This is a genomic window from Kocuria salsicia (assembly GCF_039532055.1).
Taxonomy (GTDB): Bacteria; Actinomycetota; Actinomycetes; order Actinomycetales; family Micrococcaceae; genus Kocuria; species Kocuria salsicia.
Map to the genome: position 1 here is coordinate 55578 of NZ_BAAARF010000013.1, position 22356 is coordinate 77933.

Here is a 22356-nt window from a genome sequence, read left to right on the forward strand (position 1 = left end):
CGTGCACACGCCGCTGTCACCCGGAGGAGACGACCCACGATGCTGCTGATCGAATGCCCCTACTGCGGCCCACGCGACGAGACCGAGTACCACTACGGCGGGGAGGCCCACGTGCCGTACCCCGAGGATCCGTTCGAACTGACGGACCGCCAGTGGGCGGAGTACCTCTTCTACCGCAGCAACCCCAAGGGTCTGCTCAAGGAGCGGTGGGTCCACACGGTGGGCTGCCGCCGCTGGTTCAACGCGGTGCGTGACACCGCAACGTACGAGATCACCGCCGTCTACCGCATGGGCGAGACCGCTCCCGGAGGTTCCCGATGAACGCCCCCTTCCGCCTTCCCACCGACCGATGGACCGCCACGGGTGTGAACCGCGACGCCGCTCTCACCGTCCGCCTGGACGACCGGGAGGTCCCGGCGCACCCCGGTGACACGGTGGCCTCCGCGCTGCTCGCCCAGGGCCGGATCCGCTGCGGGGACTCGATGTACCTGGGTCGCCCGCGTGGGGTCCTCACGGCGGGGGTAGAGGAGCCCAACGCCCTGGTGAAGGTGGCCCCGCGCACCGCAGCCGACGTTGCCGAGTCCATGCTCCCGGCCACCACGGTGGAGCTCACGGACGGGCTGCGCGCCGAGTACCTGCGCGGACTCGGCCAGCTGGACCCGGCCAGGGACGAGGCCTGCTACGACGCGAAGTACGTACACACGGACGTGCTCGTGGTTGGTGCCGGGCCTGCAGGGCTGGCCGCGGCGCGCCAGGCCGCGGAGTCCGGGGCCCGGGTGGTGCTCATGGACGAGCAGACGCTGCCCGGCGGCGCGCTGCTCTCCGGTCGTGAGGAGACCGTGGACGGGGTGCCGGGGTGGCAGTGGGCCGCCCGGGTCGAGGCGGAGCTGCTGGAGAACCCCGAGGTCACGGTGCTGCGGCGCACCACCGCGTTCGGCAACTACGACAGCAACTACGTGGTGGCCGTCCAGCGCCGCACGGACCACCTCGCCGAACCCGCCGGCTCGGGCGTCTCCCGGGAGCGGATCTGGCACGTCCGTGCCCGCCAGGTGGTCCTGGCCACCGGCGCCCACGAGCGCCCGGTGGTCTTCGCGAACAACGACCGCCCCGGGATCATGCTCGCCGGCGCGGTGCGCACCTACCTCAACCGCTTCGCCGTGGCGGCCGGCCGAGGTGTGGTCGTGGCCACCACGAACGACTCCGCCTATGCGCTCGTGGAGGACCTGCACGCGGCGGGGATCGATGTCGCCGCCGTGGCGGACAGCCGTCCCGAACCGGGCGACGCCGCCGCGCGCACCGCGCAGGCCACGGGCGTGCGGGTGCTGGCGGGCAGCACCGTCGTGGACACCCTCGGTGAGGGCGAGGACGGGCGGGTGAGCGGCGTCGTCGTCAGCCCGATCGACGAGGACGCCCGGCCCACCGGCCCCTACGAGACCCTGGACGCGGACCTGCTCGCCGTGGCCGGCGGGTGGAGCCCCGTGGTGCACCTGCACAGCCAGCGCCAGGGCAGGCTGGAGTGGAGCGAGGAGATCGCCGGTTTCGTGCCAGTGCCCAGTGTCCGGAACCAGCAGTGCGCCGGTGCCCTGACGGGGACCCTGGACCTGCTCGGCTGCCTGACCGAGGGTGCGACCGCCGGTGCGCAGGCCGCGCAGAGCGCCGGCTTCGACGCCGCGGTGCACGTGCCCGCGGCCACGCCCGAGCGGATCGCCCCGGCCCGCCCCCTGTGGCTCGTGCCGCGCACCGCGGACGCGGAGCAGGATTGGGACCGCCACTTCGTGGACCTGCAACGGGACCAGACCGTCGCGGACGTGCTGCGCTCGGTGGGCGCGGGCATGCGCTCGGTGGAGCACATCAAGCGCTACACCTCCATCTCCACCGCCAACGACCAGGGCAAGACGTCCGCGGTCAACGCCATCGGTGTGATCGCCCAGGCGCTGAGGACGGGTGACGTGGCAGGGATCGGAACCACCACCTACCGCGCCCCGTACACGCCCGTGGCGTTCGCCGCGCTGGCCGGGCGCCGCCAGGGCGAGCTGTTCGATCCCGCCCGGCTGACCTCGATCCACCCGTGGCACGTGGCCCACGGCGCACTGTTCGAGGACGTGGGCCAGTGGAAGCGCCCGTGGTACTACCCGGAGCCCGGGGAGGACATGGACACCGCCGTGCTGCGCGAGTGCGCCGCCGTGCGCACCGGGGTGGGGTTCATGGACGCCACCACGCTCGGCAAGATCGAGATCCGGGGCAGGGACGCCGGTGAGTTCCTCAACCGCGTGTACACCAACGCGTTCAAGAAGCTGAAGCCCGGCATGGGCCGCTACGGCGTGATGTGCACCCCGGACGGGATGGTTTTCGACGACGGTGTGACCCTGCGCCTGGACGAGGAGCGCTACCTGATGACCACCACCACGGGCGGGGCCGCAAAGGTCCTGGAGTGGCTCGAGGAGTGGTCGCAGACCGAGTGGCCCGAGCTGGACGTGCTCTTCACCTCCGTGACCGAACAGTGGACCACGGTGGCCGTGGCCGGCCCGAAGTCCCGGGATGTCATCGCAAAACTGGCCCCGGATCTGGACGTCTCCCAGGACGCGTTCCCGTTCATGGCGTTCCGCGAGACGGTGCTCGCCTCCGGGATCCCCGCACGAATCTGCCGGATCTCGTTCTCCGGGGAACTGGCCTTCGAGGTCAACGTGGCCGGGTGGTACGGGCTCTGCGTGTGGGAGCAGGTCTTCGAGGCCGGCCAGGAGTTCGGGGTCACCCCGTACGGCACGGAGACCATGCACGTGCTGCGCGCGGAGAAAGCGTTCCCCATCGTCGGCCAGGACACGGACGGCACCGTGACCCCGCAGGACCTCGGCATGGAGTGGGTGGTGTCCAAGACCAAGGACTTCATCGGCAAGCGCTCCTACGCCCGCGCCGACACCAGCCGCGAGGACCGCAAGCAGCTCGTGGGGGTGCTGCCCGTGGATCCCTCGTTCCGGTTGCCGGAGGGTGCCCAACTGATTACTGCGGGCACGCCCGTGACCCCCGAGCAGGGCCCCGTGCCCATGGAGGGCCACGTGACCTCCAGCTACCGCAGCGCCGCACTCGAGCGCACGTTCGGCCTCGCGCTGGTCAGGAACGGCCGGCAGCGCATCGGGGAGACACTCCAGGCACCGCTGGACGGGCGGCTCGTGGACGTTGTGCTCGCCGACCCCGTCCTCTACGACCCCGAAGGGAACCGCCGAGATGGCTGAGACCGAGACGACCAGCACCCGTACCCCGGGCATCACTGCCCTGCGGCACAGCTCTCTGGAGCAGTGGGCCGGCGCGATGCGCGAGGGCTCCGTAGCCGGGCCCAGGGGCGTGTCCCTGCGCGAGATCCCGTTCCTGACCATGGTCGGGCTCCGGGCAGCACCCGGCGGCGCCGACGCCGAGGCGCTGTGCGACGTCGTGGGACGCCCCCTACCCTCGCGCGCGGGGGCTGTGAGCGGGGACCCCGCGGACATCGCGGTGCTGTGGCAGGGACCGGACGAGTTCCTGGTGGTGGGGTCGGACGAGACCGTGGTCCCGCCCGCCCTCACCGCAGATACCACGACGACGTCGCCGTCCCCGACCGCCGACGCACCGGAACCGGACCGCTCGGCTCTTCCCACGCTGTCCACGAGCCCGCTGGCCCAGCGCCTTGCGGACGCCCTCGTGGCGTCGGGCGGGCCCGGACAGGTGGTGGACCTCTCGGCCAACCGCACCACTCTCGAGCTGAGCGGGCCCTCCGCGCGGGCCGTGCTCGAGAAGGGCTGCCCGGTGGACCTTCACCCGCGGGCCTTCCCCGTGGGTTCGGCGGTGTCCACAACCCTCGCCCTGGTCCAGGTGCTGCTGTGGCGCACCGGGGAGCAGACGTGGCGGATCATGCCGCGCGCTTCGTTCGCGCAGTTCACCGCCCAGTGGCTGCTGGACGCCATGACCGAGTTCGCCTCACCCGAGGTCGCCTGAGCGGACTTGCCAGCCCGGGGGCCGCCCGGAGGGGCGCGCCCGGGTCGGCGTTGCGGACCCCACGCACAGGGACTCCGCCCGCCAGAACCCGCGCCGCTTCCCTGCAGGACAGACCACCACCGCCCCGGCACCCGGCCACCCCGTCGGGTGCCGGAACCGACCGACGGCACGGACGCCGTCGGGCCAGGACACCGCGCCACCCCCGCGCCACCCCGAGGAGACCCACCATGGTTGCCCAGCCCACGTCCTCCACGCCCGGACCCGCACCGGCACCGGGCAGCGCCGAGCCCGCCGCGAACGGCCCGGAACTCGTGCTGACCCTCAACTGCCCCGAGCAGCTGGGGATCGTGCACGCGGTCAGCGGTGTGCTGCTGGAGCACGGCGCCAACATCGTGGAGCTCGCCCAGTTCGACGACCGACGCGTGGGCCGCTTCTTCATGCGCGTCCACGTGGCGCCAGGCGCGGACCGGCCCCTGGACGAGACCGCCCTGCGCACGGATCTGGCACCGGTGGCCGAACGCTTCGACATGCGCTGGGAGCTGCACCGCCACAAGAAGAAGCGGCGGGTGCTCGTGATGGTCTCCAGGTTCGGCCACTGCCTCAACGATCTGCTGTTCCGGGCGCGCACTGGAGAGCTGCCGGTGGAGATCGTGGCGGTGGTCTCCAACCACCTCGACCACCAACGGCTCGTGGAGTGGCACGGCATCCCGTTCTTCCACGTGCCCGTCACCAAGGACACCAAACCGGAAGCCGAGACCCGGCTGCTGGACCTCGTGGACCGTTTCGAGGTGGACCTGGTGGTGCTGGCCCGGTACATGCAGGTGCTCAGCGACTCCCTGGCCACCCGCATGGAGGGCCGGGTCATCAACATCCACCACTCGTTCCTGCCGTCCTTCAAGGGCGCCAAGCCGTACCACCAGGCGTACGAGCGTGGTGTGAAGACCGTGGGTGCCACCGCCCACTACGTGAACGCGGAGCTGGACGAGGGCCCGATCATCACCCAGCAGGTGGTGGAGGTGAACCACGCCTACGGGCCCGAGGACCTGGTGGCTGCCGGACGTGACACCGAGTGCAAGGCCCTCTCGGACGCCGTCCGCTGGCACTGCGAGGGGCGTGTGATCCTGCACGGTGCCAAGACAGTGGTGCTGCGCTGAGGCGCCGCCGCGGCGTCGGCCCGCACGCGGTGGGGCGCGGGGTCGTGGGGCCCGGCGCGTTGGGCACGGGCCCCCGGGCCGACGATGTCGCCCCCGCGCCTGCCCCGCGCGCCGGCAGCGAGTGCCGCGTCCCTCGAGACCATCCCAGCGCGGGTGCTGCCCCCACACTCCGCAGGCCCGTGCGACGCCGTTCAGTAGAGTGTCTCGCGGGCCGGCGCCTTTCGGCCCCGCCCGTTCGACCCGAAAGCACGGTGTTTCCCGCATGACCGCGACCCCCTCCGCCTCCCCCGCCGCGGACGACAACCAGCTCTCCCTGGCCGACCGTGCTTTCCTTCGACTGCGGGACCGGTTGATCTTCCTGGACATCGTGCCGGGGATGCCGCTGAACGAGGCGCGGCTCTCGGTGGAGCTGGGTGTGGGGCGCACCCCGCTGCGAGAGGCCATTAAGCGGCTGGACTCCGAGCACCTGGTGGTCACCTATCCCCGCCGGGGGACGTTCGCCACCACCGTGGACATCACCGCGCTCTCGGAGATCTCGCAGGTGCGCGAGGTGCTGGAGCCACTCGCTGCGAAGCTCGCCGCGCAGCGCCGGGGCGGCCGGGAGCGTGACGAGCTTGAGACCCTCGCGCGGGAACTGGACGCGCTGGGTGCGGACGAGCTGGAGCGGGACGGCGCCCTGCGCTGGGACAACCGCGTCCACCGGGCGGTGTACACCGCGGCCGGCAACGCCCACCTGCAGGACACCCTCGAACGCTACAGCAACCTGGCCACCCGCATCTGGTGCGTGGCTGCGGACCGGATGCCGCAGCTGCAGGGCCACGTGGAGGAGCACGCCACCCTGCTGCGCGCGGTCCTGGACGGGGACCCGGACACCGCGCAGGCGGTCATGCTGCACCACGTGCGGGACTTCGAGGAGCACATCCGCCAGGTGCTCTGAGCGGGCCCGTCCTGTGGTGACGGGCGTGGGGCTCCGTAGAATCGAGGCATGACCTCGCGCCCCGGTCTCCCCGCCCCGGGTCACTGCGACGCCCCGGGAAACCTCGCCGGCGAGGAGCACGTAGTGCCCCTGTCAGCCGACCGCTTCATCTGCATCCGGGAGGACGGCCCGGCACAGGGCTCACCCCTGGTCCTCATCACCGGCCTGGGCTTCGACCTCACCACCTGGCCCGAATCCCTCGTGCAGGGCCTGATGGAGCGGGGCCACCGGGTGATCCGCCTCGACAACCGGGACGAGGGCCGGTCCTTCCGCGCGAGCGCTCCCCCTCCCACCGCCCGGCAGCTGCTGACGGGGGCCCTGCCCGCCGGGCAGTACACGGTGGAGGACATGGCCCAGGACGTGGCGGACGCTCTCCACACACTGGGCATCGACCGCGCGGACGTGCTGGGCTTCTCGCTGGGCGGGATGGTCGCGCAGTCCCTGGCCGCCCACCACCCGGGGCGGGTGCGGCGGCTGGTCTCGCTGTGCTCCACCACGGGGGACCCGTCCGTGGGCACGGTGGCCACCTCCACCGCCGCGATGCTCGCCATGCCGGGAGCGAGGACCCGCCGAACGTACGTGCGTGCGCGCATGGTCATGTCCCGCCACCTCGCAGGCCCGGGGTTCCCTGTGGACCCTGCCCACGAACGTCGGCTCGCCGAGATCCACTGGGACCGCAACCTGGACCCTCGCCACGGGGCCGCCGGGATGCGCCGCCAGATCGGTGCGATCCGCGCCTCCGGGGACCGGACCGAGGCGCTGGGCGAGATCACCGCGCCCACGCTCGTGCTCCACGGGGACAGAGACAGAATTGTGCGCCCGGACGGCGGCCCCGCAACGGCCCGGGCCATCCCGGGAGCCCGGTTCGTGACGGTCCCCGGCATGGGCCACCAGGTGCACCCCCTGGCCGTACCACGGCTGCTCCCCCTGGTCCTGGACCACCTGGGCTGAACATCCCTGCCCGCACGCGCCACGGGGCCCTGCGCAGGACCCTTTTCACGCTCCTGGCCGGTCTGCTGGTGGTCTTCGTATTCGTCGTCGGGCTCTCCTGGCTCATGCCGAGCCACCTCCACGGCGTGGAGCACCTCTGGTTCTCGTTCCGCAGCGTCACAGGCCTCTCCCTGCCCCACGGCCTCTCCGACAGCCCCCCGGCCCCACTGGCTCGCGACCCTCGGCGTGCTGGGCTCCGTCGTCTTCCACTCCGTGCGGCAGTTCACGCGGTCCGCGCAGCGCTGCCAGGTGATCGGCTCGGCGTGTGTCGTCTCCGCATCCGAGGCAGGCGCCCGGGCGGACGTGGACGCCGGCCTGCGGGCCCGGCCGCTGGGCGACGAGGCCGCCCGGCACCCGTGAGCGGGGGGGGGCGGGCGGCGTCGTCGTTCTGGAGAGCACCGGACCTCAGTCCGCGGCGTACTCCTGGCCCGTGAGCGTCTCCACGGCCAGGCGACCCAGCGCGTTGGAGGCGAGCGGGCTGTCGCCGGTGAGCAGGCCGCGGTCGCGGTGGACCTGCCCTGTCATGTCGTCGTTGACCACGGTGAGCCCGGCGCGGGTGAGCTCCTCGGCGACGAGCCACTTCATGCGGCCCGGGAGGTAGCCGATCTCGATGTTGGGCCCGGAGTCCAGGGCATCGGGGAACACGGTCACGGCGTAGCCGTCGAAGAGATTCCTGCCGTCCTCGCCCACGGCCGAGAGCAGCGCGGCGGGTCCGTGACACAGGGTGATCACGGGGCGGTCGTTCTCCAGTGCCCAGGCGAGCACACGGCCCACCTCGGGGCTGTCCGCGAGGTTGATCGTGGCACCGTGGCCGCCGGGGATGAACACGGCGGCGTAGTCGCTGTCCCCGTCCAGCCCGTCGGCGATCTCCGGCAGGGCCCGGGGACGCTCGAACTGCGGCCGCAGCTCCTCCCACGCCTGCTGCACGGCGTCGTCCTTCTCGGGCATGGCCCACAGCTCGAACTTGGCAAGGTTCCCGGAGAGGGTGGCCACGTCCACGTCGTACCCGGCGGCGCGCAGGTGCATGAGCGGCAGCAGGGTCTCCACCGGGTGGTTGCCCGTGGAGAAGTAGATGTCGTCCTGCAGCGGCAGGTAGCGCTCGTCCGTGAGGACGGTCAGGACCTTGTGCGGACCGGACGGGGCGGCGGGAACACCTGCGGCGCCGTCGAAGTTCGTGGTGGGTGCCACGTACTGACCCAGCGAGTACTCGGACGGGAAGTAGGCGTTGTGCTCGGCGCTGTCGCGTACCGGTTTCTTGGAAGCCATGCGATCACCTCTCGGTCGCGGGGGCGGTGCCCCGGCAACGGCGTCACGCCGGGTGCGTACGCGAATGGGTCGCGGGGCACTGCGTGACGAGGACGCCACCGAGCCTACGCCGGGACCCCGCGGCCCCCGGTAACCCGCTGACCGCCCACGGCCCCGTCCGCGGGGCCCGGTCCCTGCCGCACCCGCCCGCTGCGCAGGACGACGACGGCGAGCACCGAGCCTGCCGCGCCCACCACCACGAGCGGGACAGTGAGCAGCGTGACGATCTCGATCAACGGTGGGGCCGCCGCGCAGACCAGCGCGACCAGCACCAGTGCGCTCGGCAGGCTGCGCTCCCGCCCGCCCCACGGCTCCACCGAAGCCGTCTCCGCGCGCCGTAGCACCGCCGCGACGAGCATCACGGCCACCCAGCACACCACCGCCAGCGGGATCCGCAGCAGCCACCACCCAGCGGAACCGGGTGCGGGGTCCCAGCCGCCAGCGAAGAACCACACGGCCATGACCGCCACGACCACGGGCAGGTGCCACAGGTAGACGGTCATGGCGCGGGTGCCGTTCAGGTGCGCGACCACCCGGGCCGGACGCCGGGTCATCAGCCGCCGCAGCGCCGGGGAGAACACCTCCAGCAGGCACGCCTGAGCGAAGCCCAGGACCACCATGCAGACCGTGGGCGGGTTGAGATCGGTGAGCATGTCCGGCGCGTAGGGGCCCGCCGCCACGCACACCCCGAGCAGCGCGAACGACGCCGCAGCGAGCGCCACGAGCAGCCCCCGAGAGCGTGCCGCGAACCAGCCGTCCGCGCGGAAGAAGCCGAACTGCTGCACGAGCGGCCACACGAACACCATGTTCAGCAGCCTCCACCACTGCTCCCCGCTGGCCGCGCTGAGCAGGTCCACGATCACGGCACAGCACAGCAGGAACCAGCACCACACCCACCCCATACGCTCGTGCAGTGCCAGGAACGTGGGAGTGAGCGCCTGGCAGATCAGGTACGCGGCGAGGAACCACAGCGCCATGCCCACCCCGGACAGCGCGAAGGTCACCAGTTCGTACGGCGCTCCCGCCGCGAGCGCGGCCCCGGCCACCAGGGCCAGCGCGCACCACAGCACGGCGGCCGGCTGCACGAGCCGCAGGGCACGCTCGCGCACGTACTCCGCGGGGTCCATGCCCTGCGCCCGACGACGCCGCCACGCCCCGGCCGCTGCCGTTCCGCCCACAACGAAGAACAGGGGCATGATCTGGAAGATCCAGGTGGCCCACCAGTACCAGGGCTGCTGGGTGGGCACGAGCACGGAGCGGATCTCCCCGGTGGCGGGGTCTGCGGTGAGGGTGACCATGAGGATGTGGATGCACACCACGGCGATCACGCAGCCCACGCGGGCGGCGTCCACGGCGGGGTCGCGCTCGACGGCGGGCGCTCCCGGCTGCCGGGGCGTCCCGGCAGCGGTGAGATCGTGCTGCATGAGGCTCACTCTAGGGCGGGAGCGCGCTGGCGCCGGGGCGGCACGCGCGGCTCTGGAGCGGGGATGGGCAGGGGTGGGGAAAACCCCACTGCAACCCGGTGGCTGGCTCTGGCGCGAGAGCCGGCGGGGTGTCCGTAGCGTGGAGGCCATGAGCACACCAGCCTCGCGACCCACTCCGCCGTGGGACGCCACCGAACCTCTTCCCCCGGCCTCGGGCTGCACCCGGCCGCTGCCGCCGGTGGGCGCCACCCGCGTGCTGCCCCGCGAGGACGCCGCAGCGCACCGCGCGCTGCCTCCCGTGGGCCGCCCGGAAGGTCTGGAAGACCGGTACGGCGCCCGCTCCGCCAACCAAGCGAACCGCCCCCTGGCCGGGGACGACGACGTCGACGGCGGTCCCGGTCAGGCGCCGCCCGGAGGCCACGTGCCGCCCGGCCCGTCGGTGCCCGCGATCCGCGAGTGGCGCATGCTCTCCCCCAGGACCCTGTTCTTCGGCGGCCTGGACCTGGTGGTGGACGCGGCGCTCAACACGGCGCTGCTGTGCCTGATCGGTGCACTGCTCGTGACCGGTGTGGCCGCCATCCCCGCGCTCGGGCTGGGAGCGCTGGTGCTGGCCGCCACGGTCTACGTGATGATGGCGGCGGTGTGGTTGGAACGGCGGCGCTCGGCGTCGTCGTTCGGTCTGGACATCCGCGACCCCCAGCGGCGCCGCACACCACGCACGGACTGGGTGCGGATCCCCCACCAGATCTGGCTGGACACCAGCGACGGCTCCCTGTGGCTGGGGATGCTGCACCTGGCGATCACGTGTCTGCTCGGCTGGCTCATGCTGGTGCCGTTCGTGGTGGCCGGAGCCGGGATCGCCGCGGCCACCACGCCGCTGTACATGCCCGCCGACTCCGTGGTGCGCACCGGGCTGCGCTCCGTCGGGGACGTGCCGGAGTGGGCCCTGATCGCGGGCTCGCTGCTCGGGGTGGTGCTCGGGATCCTGCTGGGCGTGCTGCTGACGCTGGCCCACCGCGGGCTCTCCGCGGGGTTGCTGCGCCAGAGCGAGGCCGCCCGGCTGCGCCGCGAGGCCATGGAGTCCGAGCGCCGCGCGGAGTACGAGTCCGCGGCGAAGGAGTCCGCGGTCCGCGGCGCGGAGACCGAGCGCTCCCGCATCGAACGGGACCTGCACGACGGCGTGCAGCCCCAGCTGGTCTCGGTGGCCATGAACCTCTCGATGGCAAAGTCCAGGATCGACACGGACCCCGCGGCCGCGAAGGAGCTCGTCGCGGAGGCCCACGGCACCACCAAGGCCGCGATCACCGAGCTGCGCAGGCTCGCCCGCGGCTTCCACCCCGCGGTGCTGGAGGACCGGGGGCTCGACGCAGCCCTGTCTGCCATCGCTGCGCAGGTCCCGTTCCCCGTGGACGTTGCCGTGAACGTGCCGCGCCTGGAGCCGCGCACGGAGGCCGCCGTCTACTTCGCAGTCTCGGAGAGCCTCACCAACGCGGTCAAGCACTCCGGCGCCCGCTCCGCGGACGTGGCCGTGTCCGTGCAGGACGGCCCCGCCCCCGGGACGAGCGTGGTGGTGGCGGGGGTCCGCGACTCCGGCCGCGGCGGCGCCCAGGTGGTTCCCGGTGGTGGCCTCTCCGGCATCCGGGACCGGATCCGCTCGGCCGGGGGACGGTTCTTCCTGAACTCTCCCGCGGGCGGGCCCACCGAGGTGGTCGTGGAGCTGCCGCTCGGCAGCACCCGCCAGGACACCCCGGCCGCGGCACCCGGCCACCACGGGGAGACCCAGCACGGGACTCCGCGCGAGCCCCAGTGTCAGGCCCCCGAAGGGGATCCGGGAACGGGCGGCGCGGCGTCGTCGTCATCGTCGCGGACCAGCACCGGAGAGGGAAACTGAGATGCGCATCGTGATCGCCGAGGACGCCGTCCTGCTGCGCGCCGGACTGGTGCGCCTGCTCACGGACGCGGGGCACGACGTCGTCGCGGAGACTGACACCGCCGAAGGGCTCGTGAAGGCCGTGGAGGAGCACCGACCGGACTTTGCCCTGGTGGACGTGCGGTTGCCGCCCTCCTTCAGCGACGAGGGGATCCGTGCCGCCGTGCTGATCCGTTCCGCCCACCCGGACGTGGCCGTACTCGTGCTCTCGCAGTACGTGGAGGAGCGCTACGCGTCCGAGCTGATCGCCTCGCGCCGCGAGGGCCTGGGCTACCTGCTCAAGGACCGCGTGGCGGACGTGGAGCAGTTCCTCGAGTCCGTGCAGACCGTGGGCTCCGGCGGCACCGTGCTGGACCCGGAGGTGCTCACGCAGATCCTGGTGCGCTCGCGGCGTCGTGAGGACCTGGAGCTGCTGACCCCGCGTGAGCGCGAGGTGCTGGGGCTCATGGCGCAGGGGCTGTCCAACGCGTCCATCGCCGCGAACCTGTACCTCACAGAGTCGGCCGTGGAAAAGCACATCGGCGCGATCTTCGCCAAGCTCGGCGTCACCTCGGAGACCGGCAACCGCAGGGTTCTGGCCGTTCTCAAGTACCTCGGCTATTCGGACCACTCCCGCTAGGACACGTCATGAGCACACACACTCCCTCCCCGGCCACGCCGGACCCCGGTTCCCATCCCGCGCAGGACCCCCGTCAGAACCGGCCCCTCCCCTGCGGCGAGCGCCGGGCGTGGAACACCGCCACCGCCGTGGTGGGCGGGGTGGTCGCGATCGGCCTGCTGGTCGGCGGCGCGGGCGTCACCGGGGCGCTCGCGCTGACGCAGGAGCACAACGGGTCCTGGACCGCGCCCGCCACCGTCAAGACCATCCACGTGGACGCGGCCGACGCCGCTGTCTACGTCCACACCAGCTCCACCGCGGACCGCGTGCAGGTGCTGTGGTCCGAGGCCGGAATCAACATCCCGGACCGTGCCCCTTCCCCCGCCCTGCACGACGGCGCCCTGTCCCTGGACCTCGGCGCCACCGCCACCGGCTGGGGCCTGGGAGGGTCCTCGAACCGCAGCGTCTCCGTCACCGTTCCCGAGGACTCCGCACCGGTCTCCCTGGACCTGCAGGGCACCACGAATGCCCTGTTCGTGGAGGGCACCTTCAAGGACGTCCTCGCGAAGACCGACACCGGTTCGGTGGAGGCCAACGATCTGGAGGCCGCCACGGTGGACGCCCGCTCGACGAACGGGCGGGTGCTGCTGGACGGCGCGCACGTGAGTGACCGGCTGGACGCCCACACGGACACCGGCATGGTGCTCGTTGACACCCAGGGCACCTCCCCGAAGCGTGCCTCGGTCACGGCGGGCTCCGGCTCCTACGGCGTGACCATGCCCACCGCGGATTACTGGTACCCGCAGGGCAGCCAGAAGGACTTCACCGACCCGCGCCACCCGGTGACCACGGACCCGGCGGGGTCGGACCCGGCGGACCCCACGGACGATTCGTCCCTGGAGTACTACGGGACGTACGACGACAGCCCCCTGCCCTCCGAGGTCAGCACCCCGTCCCTGTTCGCGACGGCAGAGCCGTCCTCCTCGGCCACACCCCGGGTGGCGCCGAGCGGCGGTTCGCCCGCGAGCCCCGGCACGGTGTCGAGTCCCGTTGCGTCGGAGAGTCCGCGGGCGACGTCGTCGGCTGCTTCCGGGGCGTCGACGGCACCCGGGGCCGAGAGCGCGACCGGGCACGGTCACGACGCGGACACCGTGTGCAAGACGGCCCCGAACGGCACGCCCTGCCTCTACCTCCAGGGCACGCCCATGGGCGTGAAGGACTCCGGGTGGATGCACGCCTGGCACGACGGCTGGCGCTCCTCCGGCACCCGGCAGGACCGCGACGACCAGCCGGAGCAGGACACCACAGAGTCCGACTCCGACTCACCGGCTCGCGAGAACTAGAACTCCCGGCCGGTGCGTCCGGCCAGGTGTCCATACGGGTGCACCCGATCCGTCGGAGGGCGGGGTAATACATCTCCCGCGTTCCGGTGGCAGGAGCGCTGCCCACGAGCACACGGTCCACGTGGGGGGATCTGAGGCCAGCGGCGGAATCTCGGTGGCGACCACGTGGTGCCGCTTGCCGGAGGCCCCACGTAGGGCTCCCGGTCGAGGGGCTGCTCGTGTTCCCGGCGAACTCCAGGTAGCCCGCGGTGTCGTGCATGCACGCCGTAGCCGTGTTCCCGGACGTCACGTTGGAGGAGGCGGTGGTGCTGATGCTGCCGTCCACCAGAGTCGCGGACCTCGTGTCGTCAAATGGGTAGGCGAAGACCCGCCCCGGCGCTGTTGGTGGTGGATGCGGTGTACGCACCGATCGATCCGGTGACCATGCTCAGGGCCTGGGCGCCGGCGCCCAGGGTTGCCGGCACGAGCCATGCGATGGATTTCTTGCGCGTGGGGGCAGTCTCAGCCGTGGTGTCCCCGGGTCCTTCTCTCATGATTTTTGCAAAAATTATCAGGTGAATCGTGGGCCCCGTACTGCGACCAGCAGTGTGCGTCACACCACTGCCTGCCCGTAGCCTGGTCCGGTGAGAGCTCCCCAGCCTGCCGCCCCCATGGACCGCGCCCGCATCAGCAGGGCACGGATCGCCGTGTCCCTGCTGTTCCTCACGAACGGCGCGATCTTCTCCAACCTGCTGCCCCGGCTGCCCGAGATCAAGGACACGTTCGAACTGTCCAACGCGATGTACGGCTTCGCCCTGATCGCGTTCCCCATCGGCGGCGTGGTGGCAGGTCCGCTGCCCGCTCCGATCCTGCGGCGCTTTGGAACGGCCCGCGTGGCCGTGGTGGGCACCGTGCTGCTGGCCACCGCCGTGTTCGTCGCGGGATCGGTCCCGCTCGTGGCCGTGTTCTGGGTGGGGCTGCTGATCGCCGGCATGCTCGACGCCGTGGTGGACACCGCCCAGAATGCCCAGGGCCTTCGCGTCCAGCGGCTCGCGGGGAACTCGATCATCAACTCCATGCACGCACTGTGGAGCGTGGGAGCGGGTATCGGCGGGCTCATGGGCACCGCCGCGGCGGCCACGGGCCTGCCCCTGGTGTGGCACTTCATGATCAGCGGTGCGATCTTTGCCGCCACGGCCGCGGTGGCCATGCGCTGGGCCGTCCCGGACGACCCCGAGGAGCACGCCGCCATCCAGGCCGAGCACGTCTCCGTGGACACCGCAGGTCTCCCCAAACTGCCCCGCGGCACGGGCTGGGCGCTGCTCGCCCTGCTGCCCATCGCCGTCGTCGCCATGTCCGGGGTGCTCGTGGAGGACGTCGGCTCCAACTGGTCCGCCGTCTACCTCAGGGACGTGCTCGGCGCCCCCGTGAGCATGGTGGGCCTGGGCTACGTGAGCCTGGTGGGCGCGCAGTTCGTGGGGCGCATCCTGGGCGACCGGCTCATCGACGCGCTCGGCGCGGTGCTCGTGACACGGCTGGGCGGCGTGCTGATCTTCGTGGGCCTCGGCGCCGTCGCCCTGGCGCCGGCACCGTGGGTGGCCCTGGTGGGCTTCGCGCTGGCGGGCTTCGGCTGCGCCACCATGGTCCCGAACGCCTACGCCGCCGCGGACCGCGCGCCCGGCCTGAAACCGGGTACGGGGCTCACTCTGGTCAGCTGGTGCATGCGCATCGTCTTCATGGTCTCGCCCCCGCTCGTGGGGATGCTCGCGGACGCCGCCGGACTGCGCACCGCCCTGTTCGTCTTCCCGGTCATGGGTGTCTTCGCGTTCCTCTTCGCCGGTGCCCTGCGGGTGCACCCTCGCGCGTGAACGGGACGGTCAGCCAGACCTCCCATACTGGTGGGATGACTTCACAGTTCGCCCAGACACGTTCCGAGCAGGGTCTCTCGCTGCTGCGCTCCGGCTACCTCTTCGCCTCCCGCGTCCGACGCCGCGCGGGCCTCTCCTCGGACTCGGGCTGCCCCGTCCGCATGCCGCTGCTGGGCAAGCAGACCGTGCTGGTCCGCGGGGAGGAGGGCGTCCAGCTCTTCTACGACACGTCCCGCGTGCGGCGCGACGGCGCGATGCCCGGCGTCGTGAAGGGGCCCCTCTTCGGGGCGGGGGCCGTCCACGGTCTCGACGGCGAGGCCCACTCCGTGCGCAAGAACCAGCTCGCGGACATGGCCTACGAGGACGAGCGGGTGGCCGCGTACAAGCCGTTCGTGGCCGAGGAGCTCGAGGCCCTGGTGACCCGGTGGCGGAAGGGTGACAACGTCTACGACAGCACCGCCACCGCCTTCGGCCGCGCCTCCTTCCGCTGGGCGGGGATCCCCTGGAGCACGCGGGAGATGGACCGCTGGTCGCACCGCATGAGCCGCCTGCTGGACACCTTCGGCCGTCCCGCCGTGCACCTGGTCTCCCGCCTGGACCGGATCGCCCTGGACCGCCGGTTCGCGGCGCTGATCCGGGACGTGCGCGCCGGGAAGGTCGCCGCGCCCGAGGACTCGGTGCTGGCCCACATGGCCCGGCTCATGGACGAGAACGGTGCGCTCGTGGACGCTAGGACCGCGGGCATCGAGCTGCAGAACCTGACCCGGCCCAACGTGGCGGTGGCGCGCTTCGCGGCGTTCGCGGCCACCGCGCTGGCGGAGCACCCCGAGTGGGTCGAGCGCATCCGCAGGGCGTCGGAGGAGCACGACGGCGCACTGGTGGACGTCCCGGAGGCCGTCGCCTTCGCGCAGGAGGTCCGCCGCGTCTACCCGTTCGTGCCGATGCTCCCGGCGGAGGCCACCCAGGACACCGAGATCCAGGGGTGCCCCGTGCACAAGGGCCAGCGGGTGCTCCTGGACATCCTGGGCACCAACACCGATCCGGCCTCGTGGGACCGCGCCGCGACGTTCGACCCCGAGCGCTTCCTGGGCGTGGAGGACGCCGAGGCGATCACCACGTTCATCCCCCAGGGCGGGGCGGACGTCCGCACGGGCCACCGCTGCCCCGGGGAGAAGATCGCGGTCACCTCGCTCTCCGCGGCCGTGGTGGCACTGTGCCGCCCGGAGGTGCAGCTGCCCAGCGACCAGGACGACCTCACCTTCTCCTGGACCCACATGCTGACCCGCCCCGTCACCGGGGTGCGCGTGCGCGCCGCCTGACCCTCGCTCCCGCGACCCCTCGTTCTCACGACAACGGGCCCCGCACGGCGACAACTCGCTGCGCGGGGCCCGCTGCTCTGGCAGATTCGTGCGGGGGCTACTTCCCGGGCACCGCGGGCACGCCAGCGCCGGGGGCTGCACCCGCCTGGTACGGCTTCACCGCGGCGAGCAGCTGCTGAAGCACCTTCAGGTCGGTCGTGGCCGCTGCGGTGAGCTTCGTGTTCGTGGGCGTCTTGGAGGCCGCCGCGACCGAGAGCTGGGTCTTGTGCAGCTGAGCCGCGAAGTCCGGGCTCTGCTTGTCGAGGCCGAGTTCGATCAGCCGCGCATCGACCGCCGTCAGGTTCGAGTTCAGCACCGTCTGGGGCCCGAACTGCTCCGCCGGGGTCAGCACCATCTGCGACGTGAGCACCCACTGGGTGCGCTGCTGCAGCTGCTGCAGCGTGGTCAGCTCGGTGACGTTCGCGGTCAGCGGGTTGACCTCGCCCGTCGGCTGCCCGGTGACGCCCGGGGTGGGCACGGGATCCGTCGTGGGCTTCGGATCGGGCGTTTTGGTGGGCACCGGGGTCTTGGTGGGCGCAGGCGTCTGCGACGGCGCGGGGGTGGTGGTGGGTGCCGGGGTGACCGCAGGTTTGACGGTCTTGGTCGGAGCCGGGGTCGAGGTGGCCGCGGCAGTCGGCTTCGACGTCTCCCGGTGCTTGTTCCCGTCGGAGTCCCCGGTCCCCGTCGAGGGCGTCGTCGCCCCGGAACCGCCACCGGGCGCAGTGGTCTTTCCCTTGCCCGTGGACTGTGTGCCCGTCTGCCCACCGGACGCGTTGATCTTCCCCTTCTCCGTCGTCTGCTTGCCCTGCTGTCCGCCGGACGTGGACGTGGTGTTCTTGCCGCTCTGGCCCTGCCCCTTGCCCGCGCCGCCGGTCTTCTGGTCGGCGGGCTTCTTGTTCCGCAGCGCGGTGACGCGCTCCTTGTCCGCGGCCGGCAGGCCAGCAGTGTCCGGGAGGGGGCCGAGGTCCGTGCCGGGCTTGGCGTTCGGATCGGTCTTGGGCTGGACGGAGTTCTCGTCCTGCGTGGAGTACGGCGCACGGGACGCCTTGATGATGCCCTTGCCGGTCTCCCAGTCGAAGGACTGGGCGTCCACCACCTTGCCGTCCACCCACGTCTCGAAGTGCAGGTGCGGACCGGTCACACGCAGGCCGGTCTGACCCACCTCACCCAGTTGCTCGGATGCTTTCAGGGAGTCGCCCACGCGCACCATGACCTTGCTCAGGTGGTTGTAGGTGGTCTTCATGCCGTTCGCGTGGGAGACCTCCACACGGTTGCCGCCCCACACGTCCCAGAAGACGGCGGTGACGGTGCCGTCCAGCGCGGCGACGACGGGGGTGCCCTCGGGCGCGGAGATGTCCGTGCCGTTGTGGAGCTCGTACTGCCCGGTGTCCGGGGCGGTGCGCCACCCGAACTCGCCGCCCTTCAGAACGGTCACCGGCTGGGCCGGGGCGATCAGCGTATTGACCGGGAGCTTGCCCTCGAACGTCGCGGGAGCGTGCGTGGAGGGCGCCAGAGACGAGACTCCGTTGCCCCCGCCCGTGGAGCCGGTGGACGACGCCGGAGAGGATGCCGCCCCGCCCTCCGCGTTCGGGGCGGCGCTGCCCGCCACCGAGAACGACGCCGGGACAACCTTGGACTCGTCGATCGCGGCCTGGTCCGCCACGGAGGCGAACAGGGACGCGCGAACCGGCTGCGCGGCGGCGTCGTCCCCCGCGCCCCCGGGCTCACCGGAGGTTCCCACCTGCTGCGGCCCCTGCGCGTCGTGCGCCATGGCCGGCTGCCAGGGAGCCGTGGCGGTGCCGTTGCTCACGGCAACGCTCACGGCCACGAGCAGTGAGAAAGAGGTGAAGACGGTCAGCGCCATCGAGGGCTTCTTGACCGCAGAGGAACGTGCGCGTGAACGAGCCATAAGTGTGATCGAGTCTCCCGGGAGGAACCCCGGCGCTGTGAGCCCGCGGGCCGGTGGTCAGTGGCGCCAGTCTAGGCGAGGTCCAGGTCTATATGTAGTTGCATCTACAGATGACATCTCGTGTCAGTACTTACCGGACCAGTCCTCGTCCACGAGCCCGCGGACGTAGGCCGCCTGGCCCACATGCTCGGCGGCGTCGATCACGGTGGAGACAATGCGCATTCCCCGGGTCACGGGCGGATCCCACGACTCGTCGATCACCTCGTCCAGATCCTCCTGGGAGAGGCCACGCACGTACGTGGCCGTCCCGCAGCACACGGCCCGCAGGTAGCCGAGCAGCAGCCCGGGGTCCGAGACCCGCACCTTCGCCACGTCCTCGGGGGTGTCTCCGAAGCCGGAGTCCGCGCTGGAACGGTCCAGGTCGAAGGAGTTGTTCCAGCCCTCCGCCGTCCAGACCTGCTCCGAGCCGCACAGCTGCGCGACCTGCACGTCCTGCTGCCGCGCCGCGTGCCACACGAGCCACGCGATCGAGTTGTGGGTCTTCTCCGGCATCGTGTTCAGCACGGTCGAGGAGATCCCCTCCAGAGCCGCCTCCGCGGCGTCCACCGGGCGCCTCGCGGCATCGGCCATCAGGTCCTGGGCGCTCATGGTCCTCCGTTCCGCGCCGGGTCCCGGCGCCGTGTGTTCTACGTCGTGCGTCCTGCACCCCACTGTACGGTCGCGGCGCCGCGGGCGGGAGGGGTGCCGGAGATGAGAGGGCGCCGCGGGACCGCAGGACGCCGGGAGCGTAAGGGGCGACAACGCCGCATAGCAACGGCCGGCCCCGGACACACCGGGGCCGGCCGCAGGACCGTTCACTGAGAGTCGGGGGTCAGCCCGCCACGCGCACCAGCTTGGTGTTCGCGAACTCGCCGAAGCCCCAGCGGCCCAGCTCGCGGCCGTAGCCGGAGCGGCGCACGCCGCCGAAGGGCAGCCCGGCCTTGGTGGTGCCGTGCTCGTTGACGTAGGTCATGCCCACCTCGAGCTGGCGGGCGATCTCCTCGGCCTTCGCGACGTCGGAGCTCCACACGGAACCGGAGAGCCCGAAGGACGAGTCGTTGGCGAGCTCCACGGCCTCGTCCACGGAGTCGTAGGAGTAGACGACGGCCACGGGGCCGAAGATCTCCTCCTTGAAGGCGTCCATCTCGCGGGTCACGCCGGTGAGGACGGCCGGGGACATCCAGGCGCCGTCCTTGTCAAGGGCCTTGCCACCGGTGTGCAGAGTGGCGCCCTGTTCCACGGCGCGCTCCACCTGGGCCACGGCGTCGTCGCGACCCTGGACCGAGGACAGCGGGCCGACGTCGGTCCCGTCCTCGAGGGGGTTGCCCACCGTCATGGCCTCGACGGTCTCCACGACCACCTTCACGAACTCGTCGAACATGCCCGCGGGCACGAAGATCCGCTTGGGCGAGTTGCAGGCCTGGCCCGCGTTGCTCATGCGGGCGGTGGCCACGGTCTTCGCGGTCTTCGAGACGTCCACGTCGTCGAGCACGACCAGCGGGTCCGAGCCGCCCAGCTCGAGCACGCTCTTCTTGAGGTTCTGCGCGGCGGTGGTCGCCACGGCCTTGCCAGCACCCTCGCTGCCCGTGAGGGAGACGCCGCGAACGCGCGGGTCCGCCACGACGTCCGTGATCTGGTCCGTGCTCACGAACAGGTTGATGTAGGCGTCCTCGGGGATGCCCGCGGCGTGCAGGATCTCCTCGATGAGCTCCGCCGTGCGGGCACAGATGGACGCGTGCTTGAGCAGGATGGTGTTGCCCAGCATGAGGTTCGGGGCCGCGAAACGGGCCACCTGGTACTGCGGGAAGTTCCAGGGCATGACACCCATGAGCACACCCACGGGATCGGTGACGACCACGGACTTCGCGCTGTCGCCCACGTCCAGGGTCTCCTCCTGCAGCAGCGCGGGCCCGTGGTCCGCGTACCAGCGGTAGATCGAGGAAGACAGTGCCACCTCGCCCTGGGCCTGCGCGAACGGCTTGCCCATCTCGGTGCTGATCACGCGGGCCAGCTCGTCCCCGCGCTCCTGGAACGCGTCCGCCACAGCGGCCAGTGCCGCCGCGCGCTGTTCCGCGGGGGTCTTGCGCCACGACGTGAATGCGGCGTCCGCGCGCTCGACGGCGCGGGCGACATCCGCGTCCGTGAGAGAGGTGAACTCCTGCTCGACGACGCCGGTGGCGGGGTTCTCTGTGCGGTAAGCCATGAGGTCTCCTTCTGTCGCGGATTCTCTTCGGGGGTCGTCGCGCGACCCCTTCACCGGTTTCAACACCGGCCCCCGGGGGAAAGATTCCCGGCGCGCGGGCCGCGCCCGGAGCAGCCGGACGACGCCGCCCCGTAGCGCTGGAAGGGTGCCCGTGCCCTCCGCGTGCGCGTACCTGGGGCTGCACGCGGCGGTGTCCCGCGCCTGACGCGGCTGGCGGGAGACGCCGGAACTACGTCGACGACGCCGTCCCGGGCTCCCGGCGCCCCACCCACCAGAAGCGCAGCCACACGAGCGCGAAGACGGCGATGAGCGCGAGCCCGGCCTGGCCGAGGTCGATCTCCGCGAGCGCCGTCGTCGCCGGGTCCTCCAGCCCCAGGAGGTCGTGAAAGAAGCCACCCAGGGTGATCGTGGCGACGAACAGCGCGGAGACCGCGGAGATCACGGTGACGGTGGCGTTGAAGCGGCGCCGGGTGCCCGCCTGCGTGAGGGCGTTGGAGTAGAGCTTCATCATGCCCAGCCCGTTGAGGGTGTCGCACAGGGTCATCGCGGCGGTGAAGGCCACGGGCAGACCCAGCAGCGCGAGTGCCGGCACTCCGGCCAGGGACGCGGAGACGGTGAGCAGCAGCAGGCCGATCGTGGTGGCGGTGTCGAACCCGAGGCCGAAGAGGAAGCCCAGCACGAAGATGTCCCGCGGGCGGCGCACCCGCTGCAGCGGCTTGCGCAGCAGGCGGGAGACGAGCCCCCAGCCGCCGTCATCCGCTGCGCCGTCGCCCCGCGCGCCCACGGCAGAGTGCTGGTGCGCGGTGGACCGGCCCCGGGCCAACCCCACCGAGATGCTCGCGTTGTAGAGCCCCAGCACCAGCAGGTACACCCCGGAGACACCCGCGCCGATCAGCCCGAGCACGTGGTTGGCGGAGCTGCCGTCCTCGAACGCCCCGCTCACGAACTGCGCCCCCGCCACCACCATGGTCCCGGCGAGTGTCACGACCAGGGAGTGCCCCAGACTGAACGCGAAGCCCACGCTCGCCGGGTTCATGCCCTCGGAGACGAATTTGCGGGTGGTGTTGTCGATCGCGGAGATGTGGTCCCAGTCGTAGCTGTGCTTCATGCCCGCTGCGTACGCGGTGAGCACCACGCCCAGGGCCAGCGGCTGCGCACCGGGAGCGAGTGCCGTCGCCAGCAGCGCGAACGCGAGCAGGTGCAGGGCGGCCACCGCGGCGAGCGTGAACCCCACCCGCGCGCGCAGCGGCAGGGTGTGCCGGTCCGTGACATAGCGACGGTAGAACGTGGGGTGGAACGTGGTGGACACTGTTC

General features: G+C 71.9%; 19 protein-coding genes and 1 pseudogene. 13 read left to right on the forward strand and 7 right to left on the reverse strand.

The window, feature by feature from the left end; translation table 11 throughout:
* The first annotated feature begins 39 nt into the window (after nt 1-39).
* The 8 genes and pseudogenes from ABD264_RS11315 (at nt 40) to ABD264_RS11350 (ending at nt 7446) form a co-directional block, all read left to right on the forward strand.
* Nucleotides 40-321, forward strand: coding sequence for a sarcosine oxidase subunit delta (locus ABD264_RS11315; RefSeq protein ID WP_055085251.1), 282 nt, complete (start codon nt 40-42; stop codon nt 319-321).
* Nucleotides 318-3230, forward strand: coding sequence for a sarcosine oxidase subunit alpha family protein (locus ABD264_RS11320; protein WP_344206121.1), 2913 nt, complete (start codon nt 318-320; stop codon nt 3228-3230). The genes ABD264_RS11315 and ABD264_RS11320 overlap by 4 nt, the downstream gene beginning before the upstream one ends.
* Nucleotides 3223-3966 carry a sarcosine oxidase subunit gamma gene (locus tag ABD264_RS11325; RefSeq protein WP_303106558.1) on the forward strand — a complete coding sequence of 248 codons (744 nt, stop codon included), beginning with the start codon at nt 3223-3225 and terminating at the stop codon, nt 3964-3966. Before ABD264_RS11320 ends, ABD264_RS11325 begins: the two co-directional genes overlap by 8 nt.
* Before the next feature lie 227 nt (nt 3967-4193).
* Complete coding sequence (gene purU / locus ABD264_RS11330; protein WP_344206124.1) at nt 4194-5120, forward strand: formyltetrahydrofolate deformylase; 927 nt, start codon at nt 4194-4196, stop codon at nt 5118-5120.
* 262 nt (nt 5121-5382) lie between these two features.
* A complete protein-coding gene (locus ABD264_RS11335; protein ID WP_094393366.1) occupies nt 5383-6057 on the forward strand; it encodes a GntR family transcriptional regulator in 675 nt (224 codons plus the stop codon).
* A gap of 48 nt (nt 6058-6105) precedes the next feature.
* The gene (locus ABD264_RS11340; RefSeq protein ID WP_344206126.1) at nt 6106-7047 is read left to right on the forward strand and encodes an alpha/beta fold hydrolase; all 942 of its coding nucleotides are present in this window, start codon (nt 6106-6108) and stop codon (nt 7045-7047) included.
* A gap of 65 nt (nt 7048-7112) precedes the next feature.
* A pseudogene (locus ABD264_RS11345) lies at nt 7113-7160 on the forward strand (hypothetical protein); the annotation flags it as partial.
* Between the two features lie 112 nt (nt 7161-7272).
* Nucleotides 7273-7446: a hypothetical protein gene (locus ABD264_RS11350; protein WP_232300159.1), complete on the forward strand. Its 174-nt coding sequence runs from the start codon at nt 7273-7275 to the stop codon at nt 7444-7446.
* A gap of 45 nt (nt 7447-7491) precedes the next feature.
* Here ABD264_RS11350 and hchA read toward each other — a convergent pair whose 3' ends face one another.
* Nucleotides 7492-8352 (reverse strand): glyoxalase III HchA, encoded by an 861-nt coding sequence (gene hchA, locus ABD264_RS11355; protein ID WP_094393364.1) that lies wholly within the window; start codon nt 8350-8352, stop codon nt 7492-7494.
* Between the two features lie 104 nt (nt 8353-8456).
* Nucleotides 8457-9815: an acyltransferase family protein gene (locus tag ABD264_RS11360; protein ID WP_344206129.1), complete on the reverse strand. Its 1359-nt coding sequence runs from the start codon at nt 9813-9815 to the stop codon at nt 8457-8459.
* 148 nt (nt 9816-9963) lie between these two features.
* On the opposite strand from ABD264_RS11360, the gene ABD264_RS11365 reads away from it, so the two are divergent.
* The 3 genes from ABD264_RS11365 to ABD264_RS11375 are packed head-to-tail and all read left to right on the forward strand — an operon-like array spanning nt 9964 to nt 13686.
* On the forward strand, nt 9964-11706 hold the full coding sequence (locus ABD264_RS11365; protein ID WP_344206131.1) for a sensor histidine kinase: 1743 nt from the start codon (nt 9964-9966) through the stop codon (nt 11704-11706).
* Between the two features lies 1 nt (nt 11707).
* A complete protein-coding gene (locus ABD264_RS11370) occupies nt 11708-12364 on the forward strand; it encodes a LuxR C-terminal-related transcriptional regulator (protein WP_055082016.1) in 657 nt (218 codons plus the stop codon).
* 8 nt (nt 12365-12372) lie between these two features.
* Nucleotides 12373-13686: a DUF4097 family beta strand repeat-containing protein gene (locus tag ABD264_RS11375; RefSeq protein WP_344206135.1), complete on the forward strand. Its 1314-nt coding sequence runs from the start codon at nt 12373-12375 to the stop codon at nt 13684-13686.
* A 347-nt stretch (nt 13687-14033) separates the two neighbouring features.
* Here ABD264_RS11375 and ABD264_RS11380 read toward each other — a convergent pair whose 3' ends face one another.
* The gene (locus ABD264_RS11380; protein WP_290498950.1) at nt 14034-14219 is read right to left on the reverse strand and encodes a hypothetical protein; all 186 of its coding nucleotides are present in this window, start codon (nt 14217-14219) and stop codon (nt 14034-14036) included.
* A 90-nt stretch (nt 14220-14309) separates the two neighbouring features.
* Here ABD264_RS11380 and ABD264_RS11385 point away from each other — a divergent pair, with 90 nt between their 5' ends.
* Together ABD264_RS11385 and ABD264_RS11390 are read left to right on the forward strand one after the other, a co-directional pair.
* Nucleotides 14310-15533: an MFS transporter gene (locus tag ABD264_RS11385; RefSeq protein ID WP_344206138.1), complete on the forward strand. Its 1224-nt coding sequence runs from the start codon at nt 14310-14312 to the stop codon at nt 15531-15533.
* A gap of 35 nt (nt 15534-15568) precedes the next feature.
* Nucleotides 15569-16852, forward strand: a complete 1284-nt coding sequence (locus tag ABD264_RS11390; RefSeq protein WP_344206140.1) for a cytochrome P450 — start codon at nt 15569-15571, stop codon at nt 16850-16852.
* Nucleotides 16853-16949: 97 nt separating this feature from the next.
* Here the strand turns inward: ABD264_RS11390 and ABD264_RS11395 are convergent, their stop codons facing one another.
* The 4 genes from ABD264_RS11395 to ABD264_RS11410 form a co-directional block, all read right to left on the reverse strand.
* The gene (locus ABD264_RS11395) at nt 16950-18755 is read right to left on the reverse strand and encodes a peptidoglycan DD-metalloendopeptidase family protein (RefSeq protein ID WP_344206142.1); all 1806 of its coding nucleotides are present in this window, start codon (nt 18753-18755) and stop codon (nt 16950-16952) included.
* Between the two features lie 168 nt (nt 18756-18923).
* The gene (locus ABD264_RS11400; RefSeq protein ID WP_144943202.1) at nt 18924-19448 is read right to left on the reverse strand and encodes a mycothiol transferase; all 525 of its coding nucleotides are present in this window, start codon (nt 19446-19448) and stop codon (nt 18924-18926) included.
* A 223-nt stretch (nt 19449-19671) separates the two neighbouring features.
* A complete protein-coding gene (locus tag ABD264_RS11405; protein ID WP_055084029.1) occupies nt 19672-21042 on the reverse strand; it encodes an NAD-dependent succinate-semialdehyde dehydrogenase in 1371 nt (456 codons plus the stop codon).
* A 229-nt stretch (nt 21043-21271) separates the two neighbouring features.
* Entirely contained in the window at nt 21272-22351 is a 1080-nt protein-coding gene (locus ABD264_RS11410) for a HoxN/HupN/NixA family nickel/cobalt transporter (protein ID WP_344206144.1), read from the reverse strand.
* Nucleotides 22352-22356: the final 5 nt, after the last annotated feature.

Excerpts from the sequence above, each read along its gene's own strand:
- ABD264_RS11315 (WP_055085251.1), top strand. The coding sequence starts at position 40 with ATGCTGCTGATCGAATGCCCCTACTGCGGCCCACGCGACGAGACCGAG.
- ABD264_RS11375 (WP_344206135.1), top strand. The coding sequence starts at position 12,373 with ATGAGCACACACACTCCCTCCCCGGCCACGCCGGACCCCGGTTCCCAT.
- ABD264_RS11365 (WP_344206131.1), top strand. The coding sequence starts at position 9,964 with ATGAGCACACCAGCCTCGCGACCCACTCCGCCGTGGGACGCCACCGAA.
- ABD264_RS11360 (WP_344206129.1), bottom strand. The coding sequence starts at position 9,815 with ATGCAGCACGATCTCACCGCTGCCGGGACGCCCCGGCAGCCGGGAGCG.
- hchA (WP_094393364.1), bottom strand. The coding sequence starts at position 8,352 with ATGGCTTCCAAGAAACCGGTACGCGACAGCGCCGAGCACAACGCCTAC.
- ABD264_RS11405 (WP_055084029.1), bottom strand. The coding sequence starts at position 21,042 with ATGGCTTACCGCACAGAGAACCCCGCCACCGGCGTCGTCGAGCAGGAG.
- ABD264_RS11340 (WP_344206126.1), top strand. The coding sequence starts at position 6,106 with ATGACCTCGCGCCCCGGTCTCCCCGCCCCGGGTCACTGCGACGCCCCG.
- ABD264_RS11390 (WP_344206140.1), top strand. The coding sequence starts at position 15,569 with ATGACTTCACAGTTCGCCCAGACACGTTCCGAGCAGGGTCTCTCGCTG.
- ABD264_RS11325 (WP_303106558.1), top strand. The coding sequence starts at position 3,223 with ATGGCTGAGACCGAGACGACCAGCACCCGTACCCCGGGCATCACTGCC.
- ABD264_RS11335 (WP_094393366.1), top strand. The coding sequence starts at position 5,383 with ATGACCGCGACCCCCTCCGCCTCCCCCGCCGCGGACGACAACCAGCTC.
- ABD264_RS11370 (WP_055082016.1), top strand. The coding sequence starts at position 11,708 with ATGCGCATCGTGATCGCCGAGGACGCCGTCCTGCTGCGCGCCGGACTG.
- ABD264_RS11380 (WP_290498950.1), bottom strand. The coding sequence starts at position 14,219 with ATGAGAGAAGGACCCGGGGACACCACGGCTGAGACTGCCCCCACGCGC.
- purU (WP_344206124.1), top strand. The coding sequence starts at position 4,194 with ATGGTTGCCCAGCCCACGTCCTCCACGCCCGGACCCGCACCGGCACCG.
- ABD264_RS11400 (WP_144943202.1), bottom strand. The coding sequence starts at position 19,448 with ATGAGCGCCCAGGACCTGATGGCCGATGCCGCGAGGCGCCCGGTGGAC.
- ABD264_RS11320 (WP_344206121.1), top strand. The coding sequence starts at position 318 with ATGAACGCCCCCTTCCGCCTTCCCACCGACCGATGGACCGCCACGGGT.
- ABD264_RS11395 (WP_344206142.1), bottom strand. The coding sequence starts at position 18,755 with ATGGCGCTGACCGTCTTCACCTCTTTCTCACTGCTCGTGGCCGTGAGC.